The sequence below is a fragment of the Bacteroidales bacterium genome, from assembly GCA_014860575.1.
In the GTDB taxonomy this organism is placed as follows: domain Bacteria; phylum Bacteroidota; class Bacteroidia; order Bacteroidales; family JAAYJT01; genus JAAYJT01.
In genome coordinates this window covers 1-24,172 of the sequence record JACZJK010000025.1, presented here as the reverse complement: position 1 = coordinate 24,172, position 24,172 = coordinate 1, and the positions used below count along the sequence as shown (strand labels likewise).

At 42.7% G+C, this 24,172-nt stretch carries 18 protein-coding genes; 6 read left to right on the top strand and 12 right to left on the bottom strand.

Features of this window, described 5'->3' with window-relative positions:
• Nucleotides 1–72: 72 nt before the first annotated feature.
• Nucleotides 73–1,719, top strand: coding sequence for an adenine deaminase (gene ade, locus IH597_06665; protein MBE0662132.1), 1,647 nt, complete (start codon nucleotides 73–75; stop codon nucleotides 1,717–1,719).
• Between the two features lie 61 nt (nucleotides 1,720–1,780).
• A complete protein-coding gene (locus IH597_06660; protein ID MBE0662131.1) occupies nucleotides 1,781–2,080 on the top strand; it encodes a winged helix-turn-helix transcriptional regulator in 300 nt (99 codons plus the stop codon).
• Between the two features lie 163 nt (nucleotides 2,081–2,243).
• Here the strand turns inward: IH597_06660 and IH597_06655 are convergent, their stop codons facing one another.
• On the bottom strand, nucleotides 2,244–4,136 hold the full coding sequence (locus IH597_06655) for an Ig-like domain-containing protein (GenBank protein ID MBE0662130.1): 1,893 nt from the start codon (nucleotides 4,134–4,136) through the stop codon (nucleotides 2,244–2,246).
• Nucleotides 4,137–4,299: 163 nt separating this feature from the next.
• On the opposite strand from IH597_06655, the gene IH597_06650 reads away from it, so the two are divergent.
• Both IH597_06650 and IH597_06645 read left to right on the top strand, forming a co-directional pair.
• Entirely contained in the window at nucleotides 4,300–6,231 is a 1,932-nt protein-coding gene (locus IH597_06650) for a peptidase M1 (protein ID MBE0662129.1), read from the top strand.
• A gap of 257 nt (nucleotides 6,232–6,488) precedes the next feature.
• The gene (locus IH597_06645) at nucleotides 6,489–7,604 is read left to right on the top strand and encodes an MFS transporter (protein MBE0662128.1); all 1,116 of its coding nucleotides are present in this window, start codon (nucleotides 6,489–6,491) and stop codon (nucleotides 7,602–7,604) included.
• 29 nt (nucleotides 7,605–7,633) lie between these two features.
• On the opposite strand, the gene IH597_06640 is transcribed toward IH597_06645, so the two are convergent.
• The 7 genes from IH597_06640 to IH597_06610 all read right to left on the bottom strand — a co-directional run bounded on the left by IH597_06640 (nucleotide 7,634) and on the right by IH597_06610 (nucleotide 17,658).
• Nucleotides 7,634–9,241, bottom strand: coding sequence for a peptide chain release factor 3 (locus IH597_06640; GenBank protein MBE0662127.1), 1,608 nt, complete (start codon nucleotides 9,239–9,241; stop codon nucleotides 7,634–7,636).
• Between the two features lie 165 nt (nucleotides 9,242–9,406).
• On the bottom strand, nucleotides 9,407–10,372 hold the full coding sequence (locus IH597_06635; protein ID MBE0662126.1) for an AAA family ATPase: 966 nt from the start codon (nucleotides 10,370–10,372) through the stop codon (nucleotides 9,407–9,409).
• Nucleotides 10,373–10,421: 49 nt separating this feature from the next.
• Nucleotides 10,422–11,762: a peptidylprolyl isomerase gene (locus IH597_06630; protein ID MBE0662125.1), complete on the bottom strand. Its 1,341-nt coding sequence runs from the start codon at nucleotides 11,760–11,762 to the stop codon at nucleotides 10,422–10,424.
• Nucleotides 11,759–12,634 (bottom strand): hypothetical protein, encoded by an 876-nt coding sequence (locus tag IH597_06625; GenBank protein ID MBE0662124.1) that lies wholly within the window; start codon nucleotides 12,632–12,634, stop codon nucleotides 11,759–11,761. The genes IH597_06630 and IH597_06625 overlap by 4 nt, the downstream gene beginning before the upstream one ends.
• Before the next feature lie 14 nt (nucleotides 12,635–12,648).
• Nucleotides 12,649–14,664, bottom strand: coding sequence for a peptidylprolyl isomerase (locus IH597_06620; protein ID MBE0662123.1), 2,016 nt, complete (start codon nucleotides 14,662–14,664; stop codon nucleotides 12,649–12,651).
• 94 nt (nucleotides 14,665–14,758) lie between these two features.
• A complete protein-coding gene (gene guaB, locus IH597_06615; protein MBE0662122.1) occupies nucleotides 14,759–16,231 on the bottom strand; it encodes an IMP dehydrogenase in 1,473 nt (490 codons plus the stop codon).
• 221 nt (nucleotides 16,232–16,452) lie between these two features.
• The gene (locus tag IH597_06610) at nucleotides 16,453–17,658 is read right to left on the bottom strand and encodes a gliding motility-associated C-terminal domain-containing protein (GenBank protein ID MBE0662121.1); all 1,206 of its coding nucleotides are present in this window, start codon (nucleotides 17,656–17,658) and stop codon (nucleotides 16,453–16,455) included.
• 312 nt (nucleotides 17,659–17,970) lie between these two features.
• On the opposite strand from IH597_06610, the gene IH597_06605 reads away from it, so the two are divergent.
• Entirely contained in the window at nucleotides 17,971–18,411 is a 441-nt protein-coding gene (locus IH597_06605) for a DsrE family protein (GenBank protein MBE0662120.1), read from the top strand.
• 131 nt (nucleotides 18,412–18,542) lie between these two features.
• On the top strand, nucleotides 18,543–19,334 hold the full coding sequence (locus IH597_06600) for a hypothetical protein (GenBank protein MBE0662119.1): 792 nt from the start codon (nucleotides 18,543–18,545) through the stop codon (nucleotides 19,332–19,334).
• A 95-nt stretch (nucleotides 19,335–19,429) separates the two neighbouring features.
• On the opposite strand, the gene IH597_06595 is transcribed toward IH597_06600, so the two are convergent.
• From IH597_06595 to IH597_06580, 4 genes are all read right to left on the bottom strand, one after another.
• Nucleotides 19,430–20,722, bottom strand: a complete 1,293-nt coding sequence (locus IH597_06595) for an insulinase family protein (GenBank protein MBE0662118.1) — start codon at nucleotides 20,720–20,722, stop codon at nucleotides 19,430–19,432.
• Nucleotides 20,723–20,728: 6 nt separating this feature from the next.
• Nucleotides 20,729–21,967, bottom strand: a complete 1,239-nt coding sequence (locus IH597_06590) for an insulinase family protein (GenBank protein MBE0662117.1) — start codon at nucleotides 21,965–21,967, stop codon at nucleotides 20,729–20,731.
• A gap of 130 nt (nucleotides 21,968–22,097) precedes the next feature.
• On the bottom strand, nucleotides 22,098–22,865 hold the full coding sequence (locus IH597_06585; GenBank protein MBE0662116.1) for a CPBP family intramembrane metalloprotease: 768 nt from the start codon (nucleotides 22,863–22,865) through the stop codon (nucleotides 22,098–22,100).
• 143 nt (nucleotides 22,866–23,008) lie between these two features.
• Nucleotides 23,009–23,650 (bottom strand): hypothetical protein, encoded by a 642-nt coding sequence (locus tag IH597_06580; protein MBE0662115.1) that lies wholly within the window; start codon nucleotides 23,648–23,650, stop codon nucleotides 23,009–23,011.
• Nucleotides 23,651–24,172: the final 522 nt, after the last annotated feature.

Here is a 24,172-nt window from a genome sequence, read left to right as displayed (position 1 = left end):
ACATGCTTGCAGTCATGACCTATATTTGCAAATGGGTCATCATTTATTTTATGTTTATAATTCATGCATGTTATGCCAACAGACAAACTCATTTTATCTGGTCAAATAGTTGATGTAATCAACCGAAGGATATTTCCGGGACATATCGAAGTAAAAAATGGAAAAATTCAAACTGTGATTGAAGACGCAGATGTCCCGTCGCAATTTATCTTACCCGGTTTGATTGATGCGCACATACATGTGGAAAGTTCTATGCTGATTCCATCTGAGTTTGCAAGTATAGCCGTGGTTCATGGCACTGTGGCTGCAGTAAGCGATCCGCATGAAATTGCCAACGTTCTTGGAATTGCTGGCGTAAAGTTTATGATTGAAAATGGCAAGAAAGTTCCTTTTAAGTTCTTTTTCGGAGCGCCTTCCTGTGTGCCTGCAACTGGTTTCGAAACATCAGGCACATCTTTAGGACCCAATGCAGTTGCTGAAATGCTGGACTGGAAAGAAGTTTACTACCTCTCTGAAATGATGAATTTTCCTGGCGTACTTTTTCACGATCCCGATGTAATGGCCAAACTTGAAGCCGCACAAAAGCGTAATATGGTGATTGACGGGCATGCACCTGGCCTCACAGGAGAGGATGCCCGGAAATACGCCCAGGCTGGAATTTCAACCGATCATGAATGTTTTACATTGGAAGAAGGGCGCGAAAAAGCTTCTTATGGCATGAAGATCCTGATCCGCGAAGGCAGCGCTGCTAGAAATTTTGACACATTAATTCCCCTGATAAAAGAATGCCCTGATCAGATAATGTTCTGTTCTGACGATAAACATCCAGACGAACTCATTAAAAGCCATATCAACTGCCTTGTATCAAAGGCTGTAAATGCAGGGTACGATGTGCTGGACACTGTAAGTGCCTGCACAGTTAACCCTGTAAGACATTATGGTTTGCCTGTAGGTTTGCTGCAGCCGGGTGATGATGCAGATTTGATCGTCGTGGATTCGCTTGCAAACATGAATGTTTTACAAACATATATCAAGGGCGTTAAGGTAGCGGAAAATGGACAATCACTTCTATCAAAGATTGATGAAAAACCGATAAACAGGTTCGAAGCAACAAAAGTGACTTCAACTGACATAGTAGTTGCGGCTCAAGGTTCACATATTAATGTTATTGAAGCCTTGGATGGACAGATTGTTACAAAACGTAAGACAATGAAAGTCAGCGTTCAGAATGGTAAAATAGTTAGCGATCCTATCCGGGATGTGCTGAAAATGGTTGTACTCAATCGCTATTTTCCCGCTCCACCATCTGTAGGGTTCGTAAATGGGTTCGGAATGAAGCGAGGTGCAATAGCATCAACAGTAGCGCACGACAGCCATAATATTATCGCTTTGGGAACCGATGATGCAGCGATTTGTGAAGCAATCAATCATTTAATTGATGCCAAAGGTGGAATAGTTGCCGTTGATGACAATAACCACCTGCTGCTTTCACTTCCTGTTGCCGGACTGATGTCGCTTGAAAATGGATTCGAGGTTGCCCGTAAATATGAGCTTCTCGATGCGATGGTTAAGCAAATGGGATGCAGTTTATCTGCCCCCTTCATGACTTTGTCTTTCATGGCTTTGCTGGTTATCCCGGAGCTAAAACTCAGTGATAAAGGGCTTTTCGATGGAAACAAATTCGCATTTGTTTCTTTGTTTGACAACAAGGATAAATAAATTTATATATTTAACAGCAAGTTATGTCAATTGGCTTATATTTGCACAAATAATTATTCACATGAAAAGCAACGATTTGGACGTAGTTAAACTAGAAGCTGCTGCGAGCAAGCTTAGGGCCATGGCCCACCCCATGCGGATAGCCATCATTGATCTTCTGAAAGAAGAAAAGAAATTGAGTGTAACTCAGATTTACGAACGCCTTAATATTGAACAGGCTGCTGCCTCCCATCATTTGAATATCTTGAAAACCAAGGGTATATTGGTATCAAAAAGAGATGGAAAGAAAATCCATTATGCGCTGAAGCATAAAGCACTTACTGATATAATTTATTGTATCAATAAGTGTCATAGCGACTAAGCCTGCAATAGTAGGCAAAGATCAATCAGCAGGTTTTGAAGTTTAGTAGATAATCATTTGATTGTTCTCAGAAGTTAGCAGTTAGGCATAAATTAATCTGACCCTGCAAGGTGAAACATTCAAATTCACCGTGCAGGGTCGTATTTGTATCCGAGGTTCTGTTTCAGTTGCCGGGTATAGTAAAGGTTTCTTCGAGATCCCAATTGGCGCGCAATTCCAATGTTTTGTCGAAAACATACACACGCTCAGGCTGATGAGCCGGGTACGCTCCTGTATCCCACTTATTATTTGAATTGATATCGTGAGTTAGTTTTACCTGGTACTTAACGGGGTTTAAAAATGAAAACCGAATTTGTTTTTGCTCCAGACCAATGATTTTCTGTTGCATTACCACGCCTTTTTCATCAAGCAAATCAACAATAAGTTGTCCCTGAGAAAAGCTATGTGCCAGGTTGACCACTAAATTGCCATAATCGCTTTGCATTTTCGTTTTGAAACTTTGCTGAAGTGTATCATTGCTATGGCCAAAAATACTAACAAAAGTTGAGTCAGGGATGAGTAAATCGTACATGGTGCTGTCCTTCCATTTGTAACTTAGAAATGCCAGTCTTTTTACTTCATCAATGAACTGAATTTCTGGCTCAACCCGTATAGAATCTTCGAGCAGCAAAATCTTTTCCAGGTCGAAGGAATCAACGGGTTCATTGAAAGTCAGTTTTATCGGTTGATGAATATCCAAAGGCCCTGAACGGGGCAAATTACTTTTGATATCCAACCAGGTTTTGGTTGTATCAGATTGTTTATCTGCTCTGTAAGTTTGCATTTGGGTAAGGGCAATTCTCACGGTATCGGTTTCCATCCGGCTTGCGATCACTTCCATTGCAATGCTATCCTGCTGAAAATTCATAATCCAGTAGGTAATTGTATCAGAGTTGCTGCTATTCTCAGTGATTTTCCATTCCTCTTCGATCGGTGGTATTGGATTTATGCTTAAACCTTTAACCGGAAACCGGAAAATGAACTGTAGTTTGTTTGGGTGCAGGTATTCGGATTGCATTAGGCGTTGGGTTGAATCAACTTCGTTAAACAAGAATAGCGTCAGGCTTTTGGTTTCCAGGCTTATATCCAATGAGTCGTTTGCGGCTATGGTATCTTGAACAACCAATGAATCCCGTTCCACCAGCACCACTTCATATTCATCTTTTTTATCATAATCGAGATCCAGACTCAGCTCATCTTCCGGATGATGGAGCAGTACTGTGTCAATTACGGTTATGTATTCTTTTTCCTGAACCAATGTATCAACTTCGGAAAGTGTATCTGCTATCTGGGGCCTCACGGGTGCATTGGGATAAACTTCGGTTTCTAAAAAGGCGATTTCCTCATTAGGCTGATCGTAAATGAGGTTAGCGTTCACATCGCGCAAAGCGAAGATTTTGTAAGGGATATCACGCAGGTTTGTAAATGTAAAATCACCTTTGTCGTTGGTTCTGGAAATATAATATGGCCGCTCCAGCATCGGAATTGAATCTTCGTAGCTGTCGTAAAGCATGACAAACACTTCTTTTTCAGGTAGCAATGTTTTGGCATTAAGTACCTTGCCTTTTAATTCCATTGAGTCAAGGACCGCTCCGGTTGAAAAAACAAAACGGTAATTATCCAAAGGGTTTCCTTCGTTGAAGTCTGAAATTGCATTGCCAAAAAAGAGGGTATAGGTAGTCTTTGGCCTCAACTCTTCGGTGAGCTTAATAACAAGAGATTTGCCCTGTAGCCGGGTTTCCGGGGTTTTAATAAATGGCGGCGAGCTTAAAAACTGCTGCGAAAGATTCTTTATCTGTACATATTCATTGAAAGTGAGCCTGATTTCAGAAGCAGCAAAATTAACTGAACCGTTTTCTGGTTCGGATTGCAAAATAACCGGAGGTTCTGTATCACGCGGGCCACCGGTTGGCGCTACAGGGTTGGCACAGGCTGAAAGGATCAGCAAAACAATCATTGCAAAATACCTTGAAGGAAAATTACACAAAATACCCGGAATCGTTTTTTTATTACTCATGCCTGTGCAGAAAGTGCTGATTGAGTTACAAACCTAAATGAAATATCTTTATGAGCGTAAATCTGTGCCAGATTATTGCGTTATATGCATTAATAAATACTGTGGGTGCTAAACCCTTATCTTTATCTGTTGTTATGTAAAAGAACAAATTCTATTTTTTGCCATGAAACAATTTATCTCTCTATTACTTTGCCTTGGATTTGGTTATATACTTTCAGCGCAGGTGCATGACTTTAATCCCGAACACATTGGTTGTGCCTGCAACAAGCAAATATCTCACCTAAGGCTTGAGAATAAGCCTGAATCCTCAGGTTTGGAGATGGATCAGAAATATAACCGATATGAATGGTTTATTGATCCGGCGGTTTTGTATATCAGCGGCGCGGTTACTTCAGTACATGTATTGAATGAAGATAGCGATCAGGTTACCTTTGATCTTTCCCCGGCGCTAACAGTTGATTCAGTAATATATCACGGCCAGGCAGCAGGCTATCTTCATGCCGGCCATGTGCTTACAATATCCCTACCTCAAACTGTGATGGCAGGCTCGCTGGATTCAGTAAGCATTTATTATCAGGGCGCACCCCAATCAGGTTCTGGATTTGGCTCATTCGTGCAAGATTCTCATGCCGGTATTCCGATTATCTGGACACTTTCCGAACCTTATGGCTGCTCCGACTGGTGGCCTTGTAAGAACGGGCTCACTGATAAAATTGACTCTATTGATGTTATTGTTACATCACCACTACCACACCGCACAGCATCGAACGGCTTACTTGTAAATGAATGGGTTGAAGACGGAAACAGGACGTGCCACTGGAAACACCGTTATCCCATTGTTCCTTACCTGGTTGCTATTGCAGTAACCGATTATGGGATTTATAGCGATTGGGTTCCATTTGAAAACGATTCCATTGAAGTGCTCAACTATGTGTTCCCGGGCCAGATGGGGACTATACAAACCCAAACGCCTGGCCTCATACCAATTATGGAGTTATTCAACGATTTGCTCGAACCTTATCCTTTTATCCTCGAAAAATATGGGCACGCCCAATTTGGATGGGGTGGGGGAATGGAACATCAAACTATGAGCTTTATGGGAAGCTTTGGCCATGAATTGATGGCCCATGAGCTTGCACACTCCTGGTTCGGAAATAAAATTACTACAGGTTCCTGGGCCGATATATGGATAAACGAAGGTTTTGCTACTTATTTAACCGGGATTACCTACGAACATATGTTTGACGGATTTTATTGGATGCCCTGGAAAGAGCAGAATATTAACTGGGTAACATCGCAGCCTGGAGGTTCAGTTTTTGTTGACGATACAACATCGGTTTCCCGGATATTCAGTTCAAGGTTATCGTATAGCAAAGGAGCGCTTGTACTGCATACGTTGCGATGGGTTATTGGCGATGAAGCTTTTTTCCAGGCACTTCATGATATGCTTAACAGTCCGGAGCATGCCTACAACTTTATGGTAACTCCTGAATTGATCACTTTTTTTGAACAAGCCTCGGGAATGGACCTAACCTATTTTTTCGATCAGTGGTTTTACGGACAAGGTTTTCCTTCTTATATTACCCAATACCATACTTTTGATGAAACCGAAGCCGTAATTACACTTTATCAGAGCCAGTCGCATTCATCAGTTCCGTTTTTCCGTTTGCCTGTTCCTATCCGCTTAAGCGCTCCAGGCTACGACACCTTGATCGTATTGGATAACACATTTAGCGGTCAAACCTTTGCAATTGATCCGGGCTTCGTGCCAACGAGCATTGAGATTGACCCTGATCTCTGGTTGATCTCAAAAAATAACCAGGTAATTATTGGCATAGGAGAAGTTGAGAAAAACAGCCAGGTTAAGGTCTTTCCCAATCCGGCTGCTGATAAAATTTTTATTGAAAGTCAATTGCCAATAAATGCCATAAGCTTTATTGCGGCTGACGGAAAAATGGTGCAAGCCAAAGAGTTTGTTCAAACGCATGGAAGTCTTTATCAGGCAAATGTTGAATTTCTTTCGCCCGGTTTTTGGGTTGTGAGAGTTCAGGTTGGCGAGCAGGTAATGCATCAAAAAGTAATGATTGACAGGTAGTGTCTGTTTCAAAAGGCCTAAATAATCAGGTAATGCCTGGAACTGATTATCATTTTCTTACACACCTGACAAGATAAGCCTGAATAAGGTTCAGATTGCATTTGATTTAGTACAAGCTCCTGAATGTAACATAAGAAATAGTCTATCTGAAGTTTTTTATGTAGGTTTGATCTCTAAATTTCAATGCATTGGTAGCAAACGCAAGTCAATCACTTTATACTCGAAATTTTGTTTTACTCTGTATTGCCAACCTCTTCATGGGCACAGGTTTTTATTTCCTGATCCCAACCTTGCCCGTGTATATTGTTGATGTGTTGGATGCCGGACCCGGCATGGTAGGTTACATTCTGGCTGCATATACACTTTCTGCAATGATTATTCGTCCACTCATCGGCTATTCACTGGATGCTTATGGACGTAAATGGATTTACCTGTTTTCGTTTCTGGCTTTTTCGGCCATGCTTGGACTTTACACACTTGCCTATACCTTCATCTGGCTGATGATTCTGCGTTTTATGCATGGATTTGCGTGGGGCGCAGCTACCACTTCCTCCTCCACCATTATTGTGGATATTGTGCCCGGAAAAAGACGCGGCGAAGGTATTGGTATTTACGGACTCTCGTTTACACTGGCAATGGCCATAGGGCCGGTAATCGCGCTGGCGATAATGGGCGATGGCAATTACAATCGCATGTTCCTCTCATCAATGGCGATTGCCCTTACGGGATTTCTGTTGGTGTTGCTTGTAAGTTTCCCAGCGTATGAAGAACCTGTAAGTCAGGGCAAGCTTAGTTTAAGCCGTTTTATTGAGCCAAGAACCTTGCCTGTAGCTTCGATCCAGTTACTTTTTGGTATTGCCTACGGTGGCCTGATGTCGTTTATTACCCTTTATGCCAGGCACTACGAAGTGGGCCAACCAGGTATATTTTTCACTGTTTTTGCCATTGGAATAATGGTTTCCCGCCTTGTGTCAGGCAGAATATTCGATCGCAAAGGCCCGTCGCTGCTAATGCTTACCGGCCTGGTTTCAGGTGCAGGCGGCTTTCTGGTTCTGGGATTGATGGGAAGTTTTTCAGGATTTATACTGGCAGCAATACTCGTAGGGATTTGTATGGGAGTGGTGATGCCAACCCTTCAAACAATGGCCAACAATGTGGTTGAATCCCACCGCCGTGGCGCTGCCAATGCAACATTTATTACTGCCTTTGATATAGGTATTGGCGGAGGGTCTATGGTACTTGGTTTACTTGCTGAATTAACCTCGCTGAAGGGGATGTACCTGGTATCGTCAGGAATTTTGATTATTGCTGTAATACTGTTTTTTACGTTCGTGCTCGGATTTTATAGGAGAAACAGGGTAGTGGATATATAGTTGATATTTTGTGAACACAAATCTGCCGTTCAATCTTTGTTTGCAGTTGAGCCTGAGTTTAATTCCGATGTAAAGTGAAATTCAATTTCCGGGAAAGCTTCCCGCATAGTTTTCAGCATCCACTCACTTTCGGCCAGGTAAACCGGGCGATTCTCTTTGTCGTAAGCAATATGCTGGATCCGGTTCTGAATAAATTTGTCCAGAACCGTCTTACTGGCTGAGGTAATCCAGCATGCCTTGTAGTAGTTGAGTGTATGAAACGAGCAGGAAGCGCCATATTCGTGCAAGAGCCTGAACTGTATCACTTCAAACTGCAATTCGCCAACGGTGCCAATTACTTTAATATTTCCTGGCTGCTTAACAAATAACTGGGCCACACCTTCATCGGTCAACTGGCGGACTCCTTTTTCAAGTTGTTTTGTTTTTGCCGGTGTTTTATTTATCAGTTCCTTGAAAATCTCGGGAGAGAAACTTGGAATTCCTTTGAAAGAAATTACTTCGCCTTCAGTCAGCGTATCGCCAATTTTAAAAGTTCCTGTATCGTATAAACCAATTACATCGCCGGGAAAAGCAACATCAATTACATTTCTGTCGCCGGCCATGAAACTTGCCGGACTTGAGAAACGGATTTTTTTGTTGAGCCGCACATGATGATACACCTTGTTTCGCTCAAACATGCCCGAAACAATCCTGCAAAATGCAATCCTGTTGCGGTGATTGGGGTCAATGTTGGCATGGATCTTAAATATGAACCCGGAAAAAGTTTCCTCTGAAGGTAGAACCGTTCTTTTATCCGTTTCCCGGCTTCGGGGCTTTGGCGAAATGCGGATGAAGGTTTCCAGCAGTTCCTTGATGCCGAAGTTGTTGATTGCACTTCCAAAAAACACAGGGGCCAGGTATGCTTCGCTATACAAATGCTGGTCGAAAGGTTCGTAAACATTTTCAATCAAATCAACTTCTTCTCTTAGTTTTTTTGATGCTCTTTCGCCAATCTGATTTTCCAATTCCTCATCGTTCAAGTCGTTGATTACTATTTCGAGGTCAGAAAGGCTTGTTTTATTGGGTGCAAAAAGCCGCAGGTATTTTGACAGCAAGTTATAAACGCCCTGAAATTCAGATCCCATTCCTATAGGCCAGGTAAGCGGGCGGGTATGAATGTTGAGTTCTTGCTCAACCTCTTCGAGCAGATAGAATGGGTCTTGCCCTTCGCGGTCTAATTTGTTGATGAAAATGATGACAGGTGTATGGCGCATCCGGCAAACTTCCATGAGTTTGCGGGTTTGCTCCTCCACGCCTTTGGCACTGTCAATCACCAGTATCACACTGTCAACAGCCGTTAATGTCCGATAAGTATCTTCAGCAAAATCTTTGTGGCCGGGTGTATCAAGTATATTGATCTTGTGATCCATATACTCAAAACTCATCACGGAGGTAGCAACCGAAATGCCTCTCTGCTTTTCAATTTCCATGAAATCGGAAGTGGCGGTTTTAACGATCTTGTTGCTTTTTACAGCGCCCGCAGTTTGTATAGCCCCTCCGAATAAAAGCAATTTTTCGGTCAGCGTGGTTTTTCCGGCATCAGGATGACTGATTATGCCAAAGGTTCTTATTCTTTCAGTTTCTTTTTTTAGTCTCACAATAGTCAGTTATAAGTATGGGGATACAAACCCTCTTTCAATTAAAATCCGGGATACTTTTATACGAAGCGCAAATATTATATTTTAACGCGCCTTGAATAGCGCAGGATCAGGGCGGGATTTGTAAGTAAAGGCAGGAATGTAGCTTCATAAGGATTTGCAAAATCACCTCATCAACCCCTCAATTATCTTCTCCACCCCAACGCCATCGGCTTCGGCTTTGTAGTTGCGCACGATGCGGTGGCGCAGCACATCATAGGCTACGGCCTGCACATCCTCAATATCGGGAGAATATTTGCCGTTGACAGCGCCGTGGCATTTGGCGCCAATGATCAGGTATTGCGATGCCCTTGGCCCGGCGCCCCAGGTGAGGTAATTATTGACTTCGGCTGTGGCTTCGGGTGTTCCCGGACGGGTTTTGGCCGCTAATTTCACGGCATATTCATACACGTTGTCAGCCACTGGAATACGGCGGATCAGGTTCTGAAAAAACACAATTTCTTCGCCGGTTAAGACAATTTGTGGCTGGTAACTACTGCCTATGGTTGTGCGTTTCACCACATCCACTTCTTCCTGAAATGAAGGGTAATCAAGCCAGATATTGAACATGAACCTGTCGAGCTGGGCTTCGGGCAGTGGATAGGTGCCTTCCTGCTCAATGGGGTTTTGGGTAGCCAATACAAAGAAAGGTTCATTCAAGCGGTGACTTTGCCCTGCAACAGTTACTGAGAGTTCCTGCATGGCTTCCAGCAATGCCGATTGGGTTTTAGGTGGGGTGCGGTTGATTTCATCGGCAAGGATAATATTTGCAAACACAGGCCCGCGCACAAACTTAAAATGCCTGTCTTCGTCAAGAATTTCTGTTCCGGTAATATCCGATGGCATCAGATCGGGTGTGAACTGTATGCGCGAATAGGTCAGCCCCAGCGATTTTGCAATCGTATTCACCATTAAGGTTTTGGCGAGGCCCGGAACCCCAACAAGCAACGCGTGCCCTTTGCTGAATATTGAGATCAGGATCTTCTTGACCACCACATCCTGGCCTACGATTACTTTGGCTATTTCTGTTTTAAGATCCTGGTATTTATCCTTGAGAGCATCAAGTGCTTCAACGTCTGACTTATATTGCATTTTTATAGCTGATTTAGTTGGGCGGACAATAGGGTTGCTGAAAGATCAATTAATTGATCCAACCAGTATTAAATTCGCATTCACGGTAGCGCTCAACAATGTTTATGTAAGTTATTTTATTCTTTTCCCTGACCCAATCAACGATTGCCGCCCGTTGTTTGTTTTCAAGGGCCCAATTTTTTATGCGATCGTAGTCATCGGTTAAATTGGAGCGGTGCGGATCGGTTCGCACTTTCAGATAAAGCAAACGGAAAGCGCTGTATCCTTCTTCATCAAGAAATGGAACAGCATTTGAAACTTCACCCAATTTCATTTTATCAACCACAAAGAAAACAGCAGGGTCAAGATGTTCTGCTTCATGGCGTGGAGTGCCTGAGTAGGGGCTTATCATCAGGCCACCATGCATTTTGCCTGGATCGTCAGAGTGTTTCAGCGCATCTTCAAAACTCAGATTTCCAGCCCTGATTTCGAGCGCGAGGCTATCGAGGAAGGTTCGGGCTTGTTCAAGTTCAATGGGTGATGGCTTGGGTCGCAGCAACATATGGCGCACATTCACAGTTTCGCCGCGGCGCTCAATCATTTGTATGATATGAAAACCGGCTTTGGTTTTTACTACATCAGAAACTTCGCCTTTTTCGAGCCGGAATGCAACAGCTTCAAACTCAGGAAATAATTCTCCACGCCTGTAAAAACCCAATTCACCTCCACGGGAAGCCGAACCGGGATCTTCAGAATATAAAGCCGCGAAAGTTTCAAAGCGCTCGCCGGCAATAATCCGCGTACGGTATCCTCTCAAACGTTCGCGAACGGCATTGAGTTCCTCGGTGCTCACCGGTGGTTTTTTAACAATCTGGCCTACTTCAAATTCTGCAGGGATCAGCGGAATACTATCGGCATGAATACCAACAAAAAAAGCCCGAACCTCTGAAGGTGTAACTACTACGTTTTCAATTATGCCTTGCTGTACCGCCTCGGCCATCAATTGTTCCTTAATGATATCGCGAAACTCACTTTTAATCTCCATGACTGATTTGCCATAGAAAGTCTCCATTTTTTCCTGTGATCCAAATTGCGAAATAAAATACCTGACGCGCTGGTCAAGTGCAGATTCAACCTGGCTATCGGTAACCTCAACGCTGTCAACTTCGGCCTGGTTCACAAGTAATTTCTGAATCATGAGATCTTCAAGAATCTGACATTTCAAGGTTTGTACCCCGATGGTGATTCCCTCGGCTTTGTATTGTAGTACCTGGGTTTCAAGGTCTGACTCAAGTATAATTCGGTTGCCGACAACCGCGATTACTTCATCAATGAGAACTTCACCCTGTTGTGCAGTTAGTTGGGTTGCGAATAGTGACAAGCTGAGGATTAAGGCAATTAAATGTTTCATTTAAGCTGTTTTGCTTGGTTTTGGTAAATATCAAAATGGTTGTTGATCAGGGCGTTTTCAAAGATTTCATTTTGCAGTTTCTGAATAAGATCCAGTTTGCGGCGGTTCACAATTATCTTCCTGATATTATTTTCCTGCATACTTAACGGTGCAACACTTTCTTTTATTTGAAAATCCTTGAATTCAACAAGATAAACATAAAGTGAATCGCTGGCTTCAATGGATCGGTTAAACTGCAGAAAGTTTTCCTGGTTATAGGTTCTGATTGGTATTTCTTTAAGCAGGTCATTAAAATATACCCATTCGTCTCCGGACAAGGAATAGTTCAATCCATTTTGCAAACAGTATTTCTCAAGTTCATTGCGGTTCTTTTCAGGCCCTGCCTGCCATAGTCGCCGGAGTTTCGCCAGTTCTTTCGAGTTACTTTCTACCTGGATGAAGTTTACTTTTACTATGTTTTCTTTGAGTTCAAAGTTAGTCCGGTTATTATCGTAATATTCCTTTATTTCTCTCTTCGAAATCACAGTATCAAGCTTTTGCCCTATCAAACTAGATTCGTACTCATAAATGATGAGGCTGTTGCGGTAATCTTCGAGCTGCTTACTGAAATCTTTCTGGCTTTGCGACAGGTTTTTCTCTGCATGGTGCAAAAACAATTGCACCTTAACCCAGTTATTGATATAATTTGAAACAATATTGATGCTATCAATAGCTGAAGTTCCTGGTGAAATTAAGCTTTGAATTTCTGATGCATAGAGGTATTTGCTGTGAACCCTTGCCAGTACATCATCATTTTTCTTAGCCCAGGGTATAAGATTACATCCGCTTACTACAAGCGCTGCCAGAAGCAATGGCAGCAGGTGTTTTATCATTGAAAAGCCTTATTTTACTTGATTTGCGACAATAAATCATAATTGACCTTTATCGGGTATTTTGCCCTCAGCTCTTTGATCCATTCCTTTTCAAGATGATTTTGATAATCGGCAGTAACAAGCCCACGAACTTCGTTAAGTTGTTTCGTGCCGGGTTCAAGAGTGTTATGTATTACTACCATCAGGGTTTTACCGTCTTGTTCAACAGGGTCCTTAGGTCCATAAGTCCAATACACTGAATCAATGAGTTCGCTGTCGCCTTTTTGATAAAGCTTGCGGGTTATTTTCAACACTTCCTGCTCATTATTAATTGCCTCAAGTATTGTGTCGTTTGGAACCTCATCAGCAGCAAGCTGCATTGCTTTTTCTATCATTGAAGCATCGGCATCAGTAAATGTAAATATGGAAGCATCTGCCCGCTCGCCCCACATGTAATTATGTTCTACACCAGCATGGTATGCCATTAGTCCGGCAGTATCTTTTACCGCCATTGACCAGATCTTTTTATCGGTGAGTTCGAACAACAAAATACCATCCCGGTACTCGCGCACCAGCGCCTTGAACTCTGGATATTTGTTCTCAAGCTGTGCGTCTTCATAATCCATCAGTACCTCTTCAACAAATTTGTCGTAGTTTGCGTTCACATAAAAACGAATGTCTTCACGAGTGGTTTTACGCTGGGTTTCCGCGAGATATTTCGCAAAATCCATCTGTGTGTATTTTTTATTTCCAAGGCTGAAAAGTTCGCTGTTTAACTTAGGCTTGGATGGGATTTTCCAGGTTCCTTCAAAAATAGAATCAGTAACAGCGGTGTAAAATACCTCCAATGCTTTGGATGATTCTTTGAAGCCGTAATCTTTTTTAATGCGCTTCACAAGCGATTGTTTGATTACTACCGAGCGTTCATTCTTTTGAACCTTGTCTTTGAGTTCGGTATATGAATCCTCAAAACTTCCGGGTTTTTGCTGATCGAGCAATTTAATGATATGCCATCCAAAATGCGTTTGGAACGGGGCGGAATAGCTGCCAAATTCTTTCAATAATGAAATCTGGTAAATGAAGTCAGGGATCATACGGTTCGATCCAAACCACTGCAACTCACCACCCTTGTCTGCAGTAGAGCGGTCGTCGCTGTGAGCTAGGGCGAGAGATTCAAAAGTTTCGCCGGCTTGGAGTTTTTCATACACCATGTTGATTTTTTCTTCCAGCGCAACGGAATCCTGCTTTTTTGCATCGGGAGGATAGAGCAACAGAATATGCGCAGCCAATACCTTGCCCATAGCAGGTTTGCGATCAGTGAGCTTAATGAGGTGGTAACCGAAATCGGTTCTAATGGGTAATGAAACCTCTCCTTTTTTCAATTCATAGGCAGCAGCTTCAAAAGCATACACCATATCAAAAGCTGTGAAATAACCGAGGTCGCCTTTGTTTCCGCGAACCAACCTTCCACCGGCATCGCGGTCGCGGGCTGATTGGTCTTCAGAGAACTCAAATGCTATTTTTGAGAAATCTTCTCCATTCATGATTCTTTCCCTTAAGCCCATGATCCTATTATAGGCCAATAATGTATCCCTAGGCGAAGCTGTTTTTTCCATCCTGATAAGTATATGACTGGCCCTGAGATCCTCGAGCGATCTTTCGTAGCTTTCTTTCACCAGGCTTTCCGTTGCTTCCTCATCAACCAGGTATGGTTTGGCAAGTTGTGCACGGTATCCCTGCAATTCGTCCTTAAAAGATTGTTCGTTATGGAGTCCATTCTCTTCGGCTTCCAGCACTTTTAAGCGGAAATTGATGTACAGTTCGAGGTACTCTTCCAGCGACTTGGGGTCAAGATCAGCAACCTGGGTGTTGTTTTTGCGGTAAATCTGAAGAAATTCTTCTACCGTGATCTTTTCATTTCCTATTTCAGCAAGTATTTTTTTACTGTTGTCTTGTCCGTGAACAGAGCTGAAGACGATCAGGAATGTAACAAGCAAAGGCAATAGTTTGCTAAGTTTTACTGCATTGAAAATCATGTTTGATTTTGTCATTGGATAAGGTTTTTGATTCAGCGTGATTGGTTTCGGCTAATAAGGTTTTAAAAAACAGGAAACTGATTGTGAATTTATCAAAACGTATAAACGATTATTTACGGCTATAGTTTGGCGCTTCGCTGGTAATGGTAATATCGTGCGGATGGCTTTCAATCACACCGGCTTGCGTTACTTTAATGAATTTTGCTTTTTGTAATTGAGCGATATCGGCCGAACCGGTATAACCCATGCCTGCCCGCAACCCACCTACCATTTGATGAATGACTTCTGAAAGGGCGCCTTTGAATGGAACCCGACCAACAATTCCTTCGGGAACAAGCTTGCTGATATCGTCTTCTTCAAACTGATAATATCTGTCTTTCGATCCTTTGTTCATGGCTTCGATCGAGCCCATTCCACGATATTTTTTGTACTTGCGGCCTTCGTAAATAAATGTTTCGCCCGGCGATTCTTCAACGCCTGCAAACAATGAGCCTGCCATAACAGTGTGTGCCCCGGCAGCAAGTGCCTTTACAATGTCACCGGTGTATCTGATTCCACCGTCGGCAATCACAGGAATTCCTGAACCCCGAAGCTCGCGGCTTACTTCATAAATAGCGGTAAGCTGAGGCACCCCAATGCCGGCGATTACCCGCGTGGTACAAATTGATCCTGGCCCGATCCCTACCTTTAACGCATCAACGCCCGCTATGGCAAGGTCACGGGCAGCCTGGGCAGTGGCAATATTACCAACAACAAGTTGAATATCCGGAAAATTTTTCCTGATCAGTCTGGTAGCATCAAGAACCCCTTTTGAGTGGCCATGTGCGGTATCAATTACAATTGCATCAACATCGAAAGATATCAATTCATTTACTCTTTCAAGGATGTCGGGTGTGATCCCAACGGCAGCAGCAACCCGAAGGCGTCCGCGTTCATCCTTGCATGCATTCGGGCGTGCCTTTATTTTAATGATATCCTTATAAGTGATAAGCCCGATTAACTTATTGTGCTTATCAATAACAGGGAGTTTTTCAATTTTATATTTTTGGAGGATTTTCTCAGCGCTTTCAAAATCGGTAAATTCTGTTGTTGTTATCAGGTTTTCACGAGTCATTACTTCGGCAGCAGGGCGTTTGGGGTTGCGCTCGAACCGAAGGTCACGGTTGGTAACAATACCCACCAGTTCATTCTGGTGGTTTACCACAGGAATTCCACCAATTTTAAATTCCGCCATGATTTTAAGCGCATCTTCTACCAGGGCATCTTCATCAATGGTGATGGGATCGAGGATCATACCATTTTCGGCGCGTTTTACCTTACGAACCTCGTTGGCCTGTTCCTGAATGCTCATGTTTTTATGCAATACTCCTATGCCACCTTCCTGGGCCATAGCGATAGCCATTCCGGATTCGGTTACGGTATCCATTGCGGCCGATACTATTGGGATATTAAGCTGAATGGAGCGGGAGAAAAAGGTGGAAGTGCTTACCTTGCGGGGATGAACTTCAGAGTAGGCAGGTACCAACAGTACATCATCAAATGTAAGGCCTTCACCGGCAAATTTCTCAGAGTCGAACGACATGTTTTTGTTGTTTTGGTTTTAAAGCCGATCACTGGTGCGAACCAGGATAACTTGTTCGTCCTTTTTCAGGATGAGGGGCAAAGGTATTAAAAATAGATAAGAGCAACTCTAAAAAATTGTTAAAGCAATACTGAGTTGCGAGCGTAAACCCTTTCAGTGGTAAAGGTCGTTGTAAGAAATCTGTTGAGAAAGGGACTGGTAAATAAATACTAAGCTGTAGCTTACCTCAGCAGCATAAGAGCTCCGCTATTCCCGATAGTACCTTTGCTCTCGCTGGCTGAAACTAAGATCCAATGATATAAACCGGCCAGGCAGGCCTCTCCTGTATTCATCATGCGGCCATTCCATCCCTGGGTTGGATCATTGGTTTCAAAAACCAATTGTCCCCATCGGTTATAAATTTCAAGTCTGAAGTCAGTGATATTTACCCCCGAAGTGACAGGCATTTTGAAAGTCCTGTTTTTTTCGATTAATGAATTTGGGCTGAAAGCGTTGGGAAAAGAGCCTTCAACCTCAACAAATAATTCAGCCGTAGCAATTACTTCGCCCCAGCAGGAAGTAATTTCAGCAAGGTAGGTTGTGTTTGTTTTTGGTTTTATCACAACTTCTTTTTCATCACTGATCGGAACCCAGGTATCGAAGGTATCCGGTTTGTACCAGGTAATGTTTTCTGCAACCGGTACTGGTTCATGATATATGCTTTCCACTTCATAATCGCTGTTCAACCAAGTGAATCTCCAACTTTCAGATGAAACTGGGGGCCAGGGGCCATAAATTCTTTGAGGCGCAACCAAACCCTGAAACGGATTAGAAGCTTGTATGCCAACTGTAGAATAATTGCCAGCGTAGTTTGAAAACGGAATTTTGATAAGATGTATATCAATCTCTCCTGATTCGTGCAAAACGATTTGAAAGGTGCCTGTGGAATCTGATTGCAGGGCGGGCACATCGCACCAGGTAACTATCAGCATACGGTTGGGTTCTTCGCCAAGAGTTAATCGGGTAACATTATTGCCCCCTACCACATCCCAACCCTTAAAAGTCCCAAATATGCTGTTTCTGGGGAACTCCGGGTTTGATGTATTATAGGGAATGGTATCTAAGGTAGGAGCAGGGTTCCAGGGAGGGTTTTCGAAAGTGATATAACCATTGGCGCCAATGAAATACTCGGTATAGACTGCTTCATAAAATACAAATGGAAAACCTATTTCATAAGGTACGTCGCTGCTGGTCCGGTGGTTGTCCGGGAACAAAACATTGGCACCCCTAATTTCATCATAGTTTGTGCTTAGTAGCAAAGAAGTGCCGGCAATAATGCTAACCTCACTGATGGCGCCACCCGGACCAATGATTGAAAACTCCGGTGGCTGGCCATTGAGTTTGGCTAAGACTATAAAAAACAATATCAGGTGAAGTAGCCTGATCATAAGTGTTCTGATTAATATGAGGACAAAGATAGTAAAAGCTTGCATGTTCTTTATGTGAGAACCAAAATAGAGAATGCCAGACAATATTTTGCACACAAGAACAGCCTTATCCACAGCAGCGAGATGCTAAGCGAATGCAGGTTTCTCCCTTTTATTGTGATCCTCATAGAGCTGGAGTGAAGCTTCGTGACAAAACAGTTTGTGAAAAAATACAAAGGAAAAGTTAATTGTCTATGCAAGAATCTTTTTAACTTTATCAAATTATCAAAATCCCCTCCTATTTTATCATTATTAACACAAAAACAACAATTTATGAAAAACCATGGCTTTGTTTTGATTATCCTTTCATTGCTTTTAGCAAGCTGTCAACCACCTGTTAAAGAAGAATTGGAAAAATCCCGAGATGGTGTTTTTATCCATATCACACACGATCACAATAGTCCGCATCGTGTGCTTATGCCATTGAGCATGGCCACTATGATGGCCGGCGACAAGGACGTGCTAATCTATATGGATATTGACGCCGTTAAACTGGTTGTAAAAGATGCAGCAGATATTGATTACGGACACTTCACTTCCCTGAAAAGCAGCCTTCAGAAATTAATAGAAATGAATGTTGGAATTTATGCTTGCCCGAGTTGCATGAAGACAGCAGGAATAGTGCCCGAAGACTTGATTGAAGGAGTCAGAGTAGCTGAAAAAGACAGGTTCTTTGATTTTACGAAAGGCAGGATCATCACATTGGACTATTAAACTCAGGTGCTTGATTTCATAAGAAATTTCCCGTTCAGGCAGGATTGATAAAATGCTCTTAACACTATTTAACACCCCCGGATTCTCTGTTTGCTTCAATCTGAGTACTTTCGTGGTTTCTAAACCATGAGATGAAATTTGTCTTCTTTCTTATATCTGTGTTCATAACCTTAGCGCTTTCAGCGGAAGAGGAACCGGCCAAATTTACCCATTTCGAAGGCAGGATCGTTGATATTTACCACAGCAACCTCGAATACGCCCATATCATAAATCTTACACAACGCTTTGGGGTTGTAAGCGACCGCAGTGGCAGGTTTGTTATGCCCGTCAGACTTGGTGATAGCCTCATGATCACGCATGTAAGCCACCTTGTTCGTTTTGTGATGATTGAACAGGAGCACATTAATGCTGAAGGACCTTATGAGCTGATTATGTTGCCCAAGGTTTTCGAACTCCGCGAAGTAGTAATCCGATCCTTGCCCCGCACACGCCTGGAGTTCCGGCAGGAATTTGTAAATATTGACTTGCCACCACCACCAGATTCAGTGAAGTTGAAGATGCCTCATATAAATACGATGGTTTACAGCGGGCCTGAACATGGTTTTGGCGTTGTTATGAAAGGCCCGTTTCAAACCTTTTATGATTTGTTTAGCAAGGAAGCCAAACAAATGAAAAAGCTGGAGAAAGAACTTAGCGCCCTGCAATTGCAGGAAGAAATAGAAAAAGTTTATAACCACGACCTGATCTACAGGTTAACAGGAATTGAAGTTCAGGAGGATCGTGAGGAATTTATGCAATATTGCCAACCTCCGGTAGATTTTATTCTCAACGCCACCGATTATGACCTTTGCATTGCTATTTTACGCTGTTTCGAATCTTACCGGGCAAAAAGAAGAGTGAGTGGAAGCTTGAAGTGGCAATAGGGTTTCTTCAATCCACCATTTTACCAAATGACCATTTCACCAACCCATCACTCCATTACTCCATCACTCTACCAATTAACTAATTCACCAATCAACTAATTTCCTTTATTGCCTGCAACTGTTTGATAAAAAGTATCAGGTTGCAGATATTCGTTGGCCAGCGCCTGAATACGTTCAGGGGTGATGTTTTGGATGGTGGCAGCGTAATCTTTGTAATAATCCATCGTTTGCCCAAACTCCAGTGCCGATCGCAGGCGTTCAGCAATGGCAAATGGCCCGTCCATGCTGCGCATCAGCGAACCCATGAGATAGTTTTTTACGAGCGATAATTCTTTGGGGCTTACCTTTTCATCGCAAAGAGTACGAACCTCCTTAAAAATTTCGTCGGTGGCGGCTTTAAGCACATCACTTCCTACTTCGCTGGTAATTACAAATAACCCGCTATGCTTCAACGAAACCAGGGCAGAACCAATGCCGTAGGTATAGCCTTTGTCTTCTCTGATATTGATCATCAGCCTCGAACCAAAATATCCACCCAATATTGTGTTCACAATAAAAAGCGCCGGGTAATCGGGATGAAGGCGGTTAATGGTGGGCTTGCCGATGCGGATAGCTGCCTGTAGCGCATCTTTTTTCTGTACGAATTGCGATTTATCATCAGATGGCGAAACAGGAATCACAATTCCATTTGGGGTTTGATTGCCATTACTCTTAAAATTACCGAGATATTTATCTAGTAATTGATCAAATCCTGCTGGAATTTTCCCGCTTACAACAACGAAACACTCCTCGGCCCTGTAATGATTGCGGTGGTGCTCAATAAGGCTTTCTCTCTTTAAATCATCCAGATGCTGGGCTTGCAGTCGCATCCCGTAAGGATGGTTCGAACCGAAAACCTGTTCATGGAAATGCACCCTTGCCAGGTATTTCACTTTCTGTTGGTTCACCTCCAGATGTTGTTTGCGGGTTGAACGAAACAAATCAAGTTCGTGTTCAGGAAAAACCGGATCCATAATCAGCTCAGCCAACAGCGGCAAGGTGTTATCGAGGTGCTTGTTAAGAGTGTATAAACCCAGGTGGGCATTGTCTTTGTTGTTGCTGGTTTCAAGATAGGCGCCATAAAAATCAAAATGCTCGGAGATAACTTCGGCTGAATGCTTTGAAGTGCCGGAAGCCAGCAAGGTATTAGTGGCTTTGGCTACCTGTTTTTGTTTTTGGTAAAAATTCCCGGCCTTGAAAACCAATTCAATGCGCAGCACTTCCTGTATGCCTTCGTCAATCAGATACACCAGTAAGCCATTGCTTAGCTGAATATAACGGGGTTCAATGCTTTTGAGGAATTCCACCAACTTCACAGCCGGCGCCTTTTTTCGGTTTATTATTGGCATTTCAAATCAACTTTTCATGTGGTAAAACAAGGTAGAGCAGTTATTTTCAACAAGCATTTCCTGTGCGAACCGCATAATTGCCGCTGCATCCACCGCGTTGTATTTATCAATTTCATTGTTTATAAGTCCGGCATCGCCCAGCAATTCATACATCGAAAGATTGAGTGCTTTTTCAAGCACTTTCAATTCCGCGAATACAAGCATGGATTCAATTCGGTTCTTAACTTTTTGCAATTCACGTTCATTCAAGGGTTGTTCCTGCAATTCTACAATAATTTTGCTGATTGCATTTTCAGCGGCAACTGGATCGGTTCCATTCATGATCTTTCCTGAAATTACAAACAAGCCCGGATCGAGGCTGCCGGTTATGTAAGCATTTATATCGCTGAAGAGTTGTTGTTTTTTAACAAGCTCAACGTAAAGTCGCGAGGATTCACCGGCTGATAAAACATCGGAAGTAAGATCAGCAGTATAATACATGGGTGACAAGCGGTGAGGAATATGCCAGGTTTTGTATATGGCATTGCAGGGTAAGTCACGCTCAACGTGCAGGTTGCGGGCTTCAGTCTGAACCGGTTCTAACGGCAACCGACGATTGTTGGGCAGCCCAGCAGGGATTTCTGCAAACCATTTTTCGCAAAGTTCCCTGATCTCAGCAGTTTCAACCGGACCGGCCACAGTGAGAATGGCATTGCAGGGATTATAGAAGCGATGGTAAAAATCTTTCACATCTTCCATAGTAGCCTGCGCAATATGATTGATATCCGCACCAATTGTTGACCAGCGGTAAGGGTGCACTGTATAAGCCAGTGGCCGAAGCAACAGCCATGCATCACCGAAAGGTTGGTTCAAATGTGTTTGCCTGAATTCTTCCATCACAACATTGCGCTGTACTTCCAGGCTCTTTTTTGAGAAAGCGAGGTTGAGCATACGATCTGATTCCAGCCAGAAAGCAGTTTCAAGGTTGGTTTTCGGAATGGTGATATAATAACTGGTGACGTCGTTGGAAGTGAATGCATTATTCTCGCCACCCACTCTTTCCAGTGGTTCATCGTAGCGCGGTATGTTTGCCGAACCACCAAACATCAGGTGTTCGAAAAGGTGAGCAAAACCTGTCTTTTCAGGTATCTCATCCCTTGCGCCAACATTGTAAAGTATATTCATTGCCACCATTTGAGTGGTGGCATCATGATGCACAAGAACTTTAAGGCCATTATCAAGTTGAAAACGGTCGAATGATATCATCGGGTAATTGGAGTGTTATTTTTTTGAGGTTGCAAAGTTAGTGTTTAATCCCGAGCGGGCTTGCGGTAATGAAAAGGCAAAATGGTAATTCAAGGATAATCTGAAAGTTACTGATTACATTATAGGAGGATCAGTGGGGGTTAATAAGCAAATTGCTTTTATTGATCCTGAAAAGCTTTCTTCGTCTGCAATACGCAATTGTAATCAGAACCGAGAGAGCAATAGTTATAATCCTGAAAATATTGGCTTCAAACCCGCCCAGTGCATTGCTACTTACATCGAAAATTGTCCAGGAAAGATTCATCAAGATATGCATCCAGATGGGAACCCATAGATTATCATCCCATTCAATGTATAACCAGGCAAACCAGAGAGCCCCGATAAAGGTGACAGTGAAAATCCCAAGGGTTTCAGTGATGCCGGAACCCTGGTAAAGATGCGACATTCCAAAGATGATCGCCCCCGGAAGCGACGCCGGAATAAAACCCCATTTCAATTTCCTGAAAAGCAAGCCGAAAAGAAAACCTCTGAAAAGCAGTTCTTCCATGAAACCGGCAAGAAAAGTTTTATGAAATACTTGCAGCAGGTTCATATCCGCTACAAATTTCCCGATGATGGCTGAACCCAAAAACATTGGCAGTACCACGATGATTGAGAAGGCGAGACCCATGAGAAAGCCTTTTTGCAAGCCCAGGTTCTTTAATACATTCCGAAAACCATACAGCGCCGCAGTTACAATCACAACAGGAATCACCCACCAGGAATAGGAATAAATAATGCGTATGGCGTAGGAAGAAAATTGAAGTTCAATAAAATTCTGAAGCAAACTTTTGCCATACAAAGCAACGAGAAAAGTCAGAATTATGATCGAAGCATGAAGTGTAGTCTTGGGTTTCATTATACGAATTAAATTAATTGTAGTCAGGTTTATTCAAACATCAACAGTATGGCCAGGCAAAATAACAATGCAAACGATTTTTGGTTTTGGCATAAAAAAAGCTTCCGGTTTTGGAAGCTCTTAATTTCTTTGACTTAGGTTATTTAACCCCTGAGGCAACCAGTGAACGCATTCCATTGGCGTTCAGTAAGAACATTATTCAGGTTCTGCATAAGCATACGGAATGATCTGGAAAAATCAGAAGCATTCGATTCTTTGATGCGTATCAAGGCTTGCTGATACTGAGTGCGCAACTGTGTCATTTTTCTTTTGAACTCAACGCGGTCAATTTCTCCGCTTCTCAACTGCCGGATAAGTTCCGTGCGGTTATTTTCCATTCTGTCATGAAGTTGGGAAAAGGCCTGGCGGTGCTTTTGTATGATTCTCTCGTTTCTGTTTTCATAAGCCTTCAGCGCTCTTCTTGCCTGAGGGATTTGTTCATCATCGAGGTTGACGGATTTCAGACACCTGATAAACCTATTATTGACCGATTTATCCTGGTTTTCAAAAGAACTTTCTGATGCCAGGTATTCATCAATCAGTCCTTCGTTGGTAACGAAAAACGGAGTTTGCTCATCGCCTTCAATAACGTTTGATCCGAGATAATTCTGATTGACGATTTCAACGATTTCATCAACCGTTATTTGTTGTTCTTGCAATGAATCCTGTCGTTCCTTGTTGCAGGAAACAAGAATGGCAAGTGAAAAAACCGAAACAACAATAAGCCTGACTTTCAGATTTTTCATGATTGTGTTTTTTGTTGGTTTATAACAGTAAATACCTGTTTTAGGTTTTACAGATTGCGAATATACAACATTTTCAAGACTCAAGCTCCAAATTCCAAGCTCAAAATTCAAAGTACAAAGCCCAAAATTTGAGTCCCCTCCGAAAAGTCACAAATTGCTGATTTTTATCGTTTTTAGCCCCTGACACCTAAAGGGGAAACGCTAAAAATCAGCAATTTGTGAAAGTCCCCTTTAGGGGATTTAGGGGCAAATTGACTTTTCGGAGTGCACTCAAAATTCAAAATTCAAAACCCCAAAGCTCAAAATTTCATATTCAATATAGCTGCCATAATTAGTTTTGTGAATCTTAAATCTGGAATTTTGAATTCCACCACTCCATCCTCTGACTCGTCCTGAAATTTGTTTACACTTTATGATTAATAAATTCCCTTTTTCAAAGCCTTTTTTATTTCAACAATGGGTAATGTTGAGCCGGATTTCTGTTGGGCAAAAACGGTATGGGGCTCGATGCCCCATCCGTTT

What these genes read in the sequence shown, in the direction of transcription:
- IH597_06645 (MBE0662128.1), top strand. Translation starts at nt 6,489, where the DNA reads ATGGGCACAGGTTTTTATTTCCTGATCCCAACCTTGCCCGTGTATATT.
- IH597_06655 (MBE0662130.1), bottom strand. Translation starts at nt 4,136, where the DNA reads ATGAGTAATAAAAAAACGATTCCGGGTATTTTGTGTAATTTTCCTTCA.
- IH597_06585 (MBE0662116.1), bottom strand. Translation starts at nt 22,865, where the DNA reads ATGAAACCCAAGACTACACTTCATGCTTCGATCATAATTCTGACTTTT.
- IH597_06610 (MBE0662121.1), bottom strand. Translation starts at nt 17,658, where the DNA reads ATGATCAGGCTACTTCACCTGATATTGTTTTTTATAGTCTTAGCCAAA.
- IH597_06620 (MBE0662123.1), bottom strand. Translation starts at nt 14,664, where the DNA reads ATGACAAAATCAAACATGATTTTCAATGCAGTAAAACTTAGCAAACTA.
- IH597_06600 (MBE0662119.1), top strand. Translation starts at nt 18,543, where the DNA reads ATGAAATTTGTCTTCTTTCTTATATCTGTGTTCATAACCTTAGCGCTT.
- IH597_06625 (MBE0662124.1), bottom strand. Translation starts at nt 12,634, where the DNA reads ATGATAAAACACCTGCTGCCATTGCTTCTGGCAGCGCTTGTAGTAAGC.
- IH597_06660 (MBE0662131.1), top strand. Translation starts at nt 1,781, where the DNA reads ATGAAAAGCAACGATTTGGACGTAGTTAAACTAGAAGCTGCTGCGAGC.
- IH597_06630 (MBE0662125.1), bottom strand. Translation starts at nt 11,762, where the DNA reads ATGAAACATTTAATTGCCTTAATCCTCAGCTTGTCACTATTCGCAACC.
- IH597_06635 (MBE0662126.1), bottom strand. Translation starts at nt 10,372, where the DNA reads ATGCAATATAAGTCAGACGTTGAAGCACTTGATGCTCTCAAGGATAAA.
- IH597_06595 (MBE0662118.1), bottom strand. Translation starts at nt 20,722, where the DNA reads ATGCCAATAATAAACCGAAAAAAGGCGCCGGCTGTGAAGTTGGTGGAA.
- IH597_06580 (MBE0662115.1), bottom strand. Translation starts at nt 23,650, where the DNA reads ATGAAAAATCTGAAAGTCAGGCTTATTGTTGTTTCGGTTTTTTCACTT.
- IH597_06650 (MBE0662129.1), top strand. Translation starts at nt 4,300, where the DNA reads ATGAAACAATTTATCTCTCTATTACTTTGCCTTGGATTTGGTTATATA.
- IH597_06605 (MBE0662120.1), top strand. Translation starts at nt 17,971, where the DNA reads ATGAAAAACCATGGCTTTGTTTTGATTATCCTTTCATTGCTTTTAGCA.
- guaB (MBE0662122.1), bottom strand. Translation starts at nt 16,231, where the DNA reads ATGTCGTTCGACTCTGAGAAATTTGCCGGTGAAGGCCTTACATTTGAT.
- IH597_06590 (MBE0662117.1), bottom strand. Translation starts at nt 21,967, where the DNA reads ATGATATCATTCGACCGTTTTCAACTTGATAATGGCCTTAAAGTTCTT.
- ade (MBE0662132.1), top strand. Translation starts at nt 73, where the DNA reads ATGCCAACAGACAAACTCATTTTATCTGGTCAAATAGTTGATGTAATC.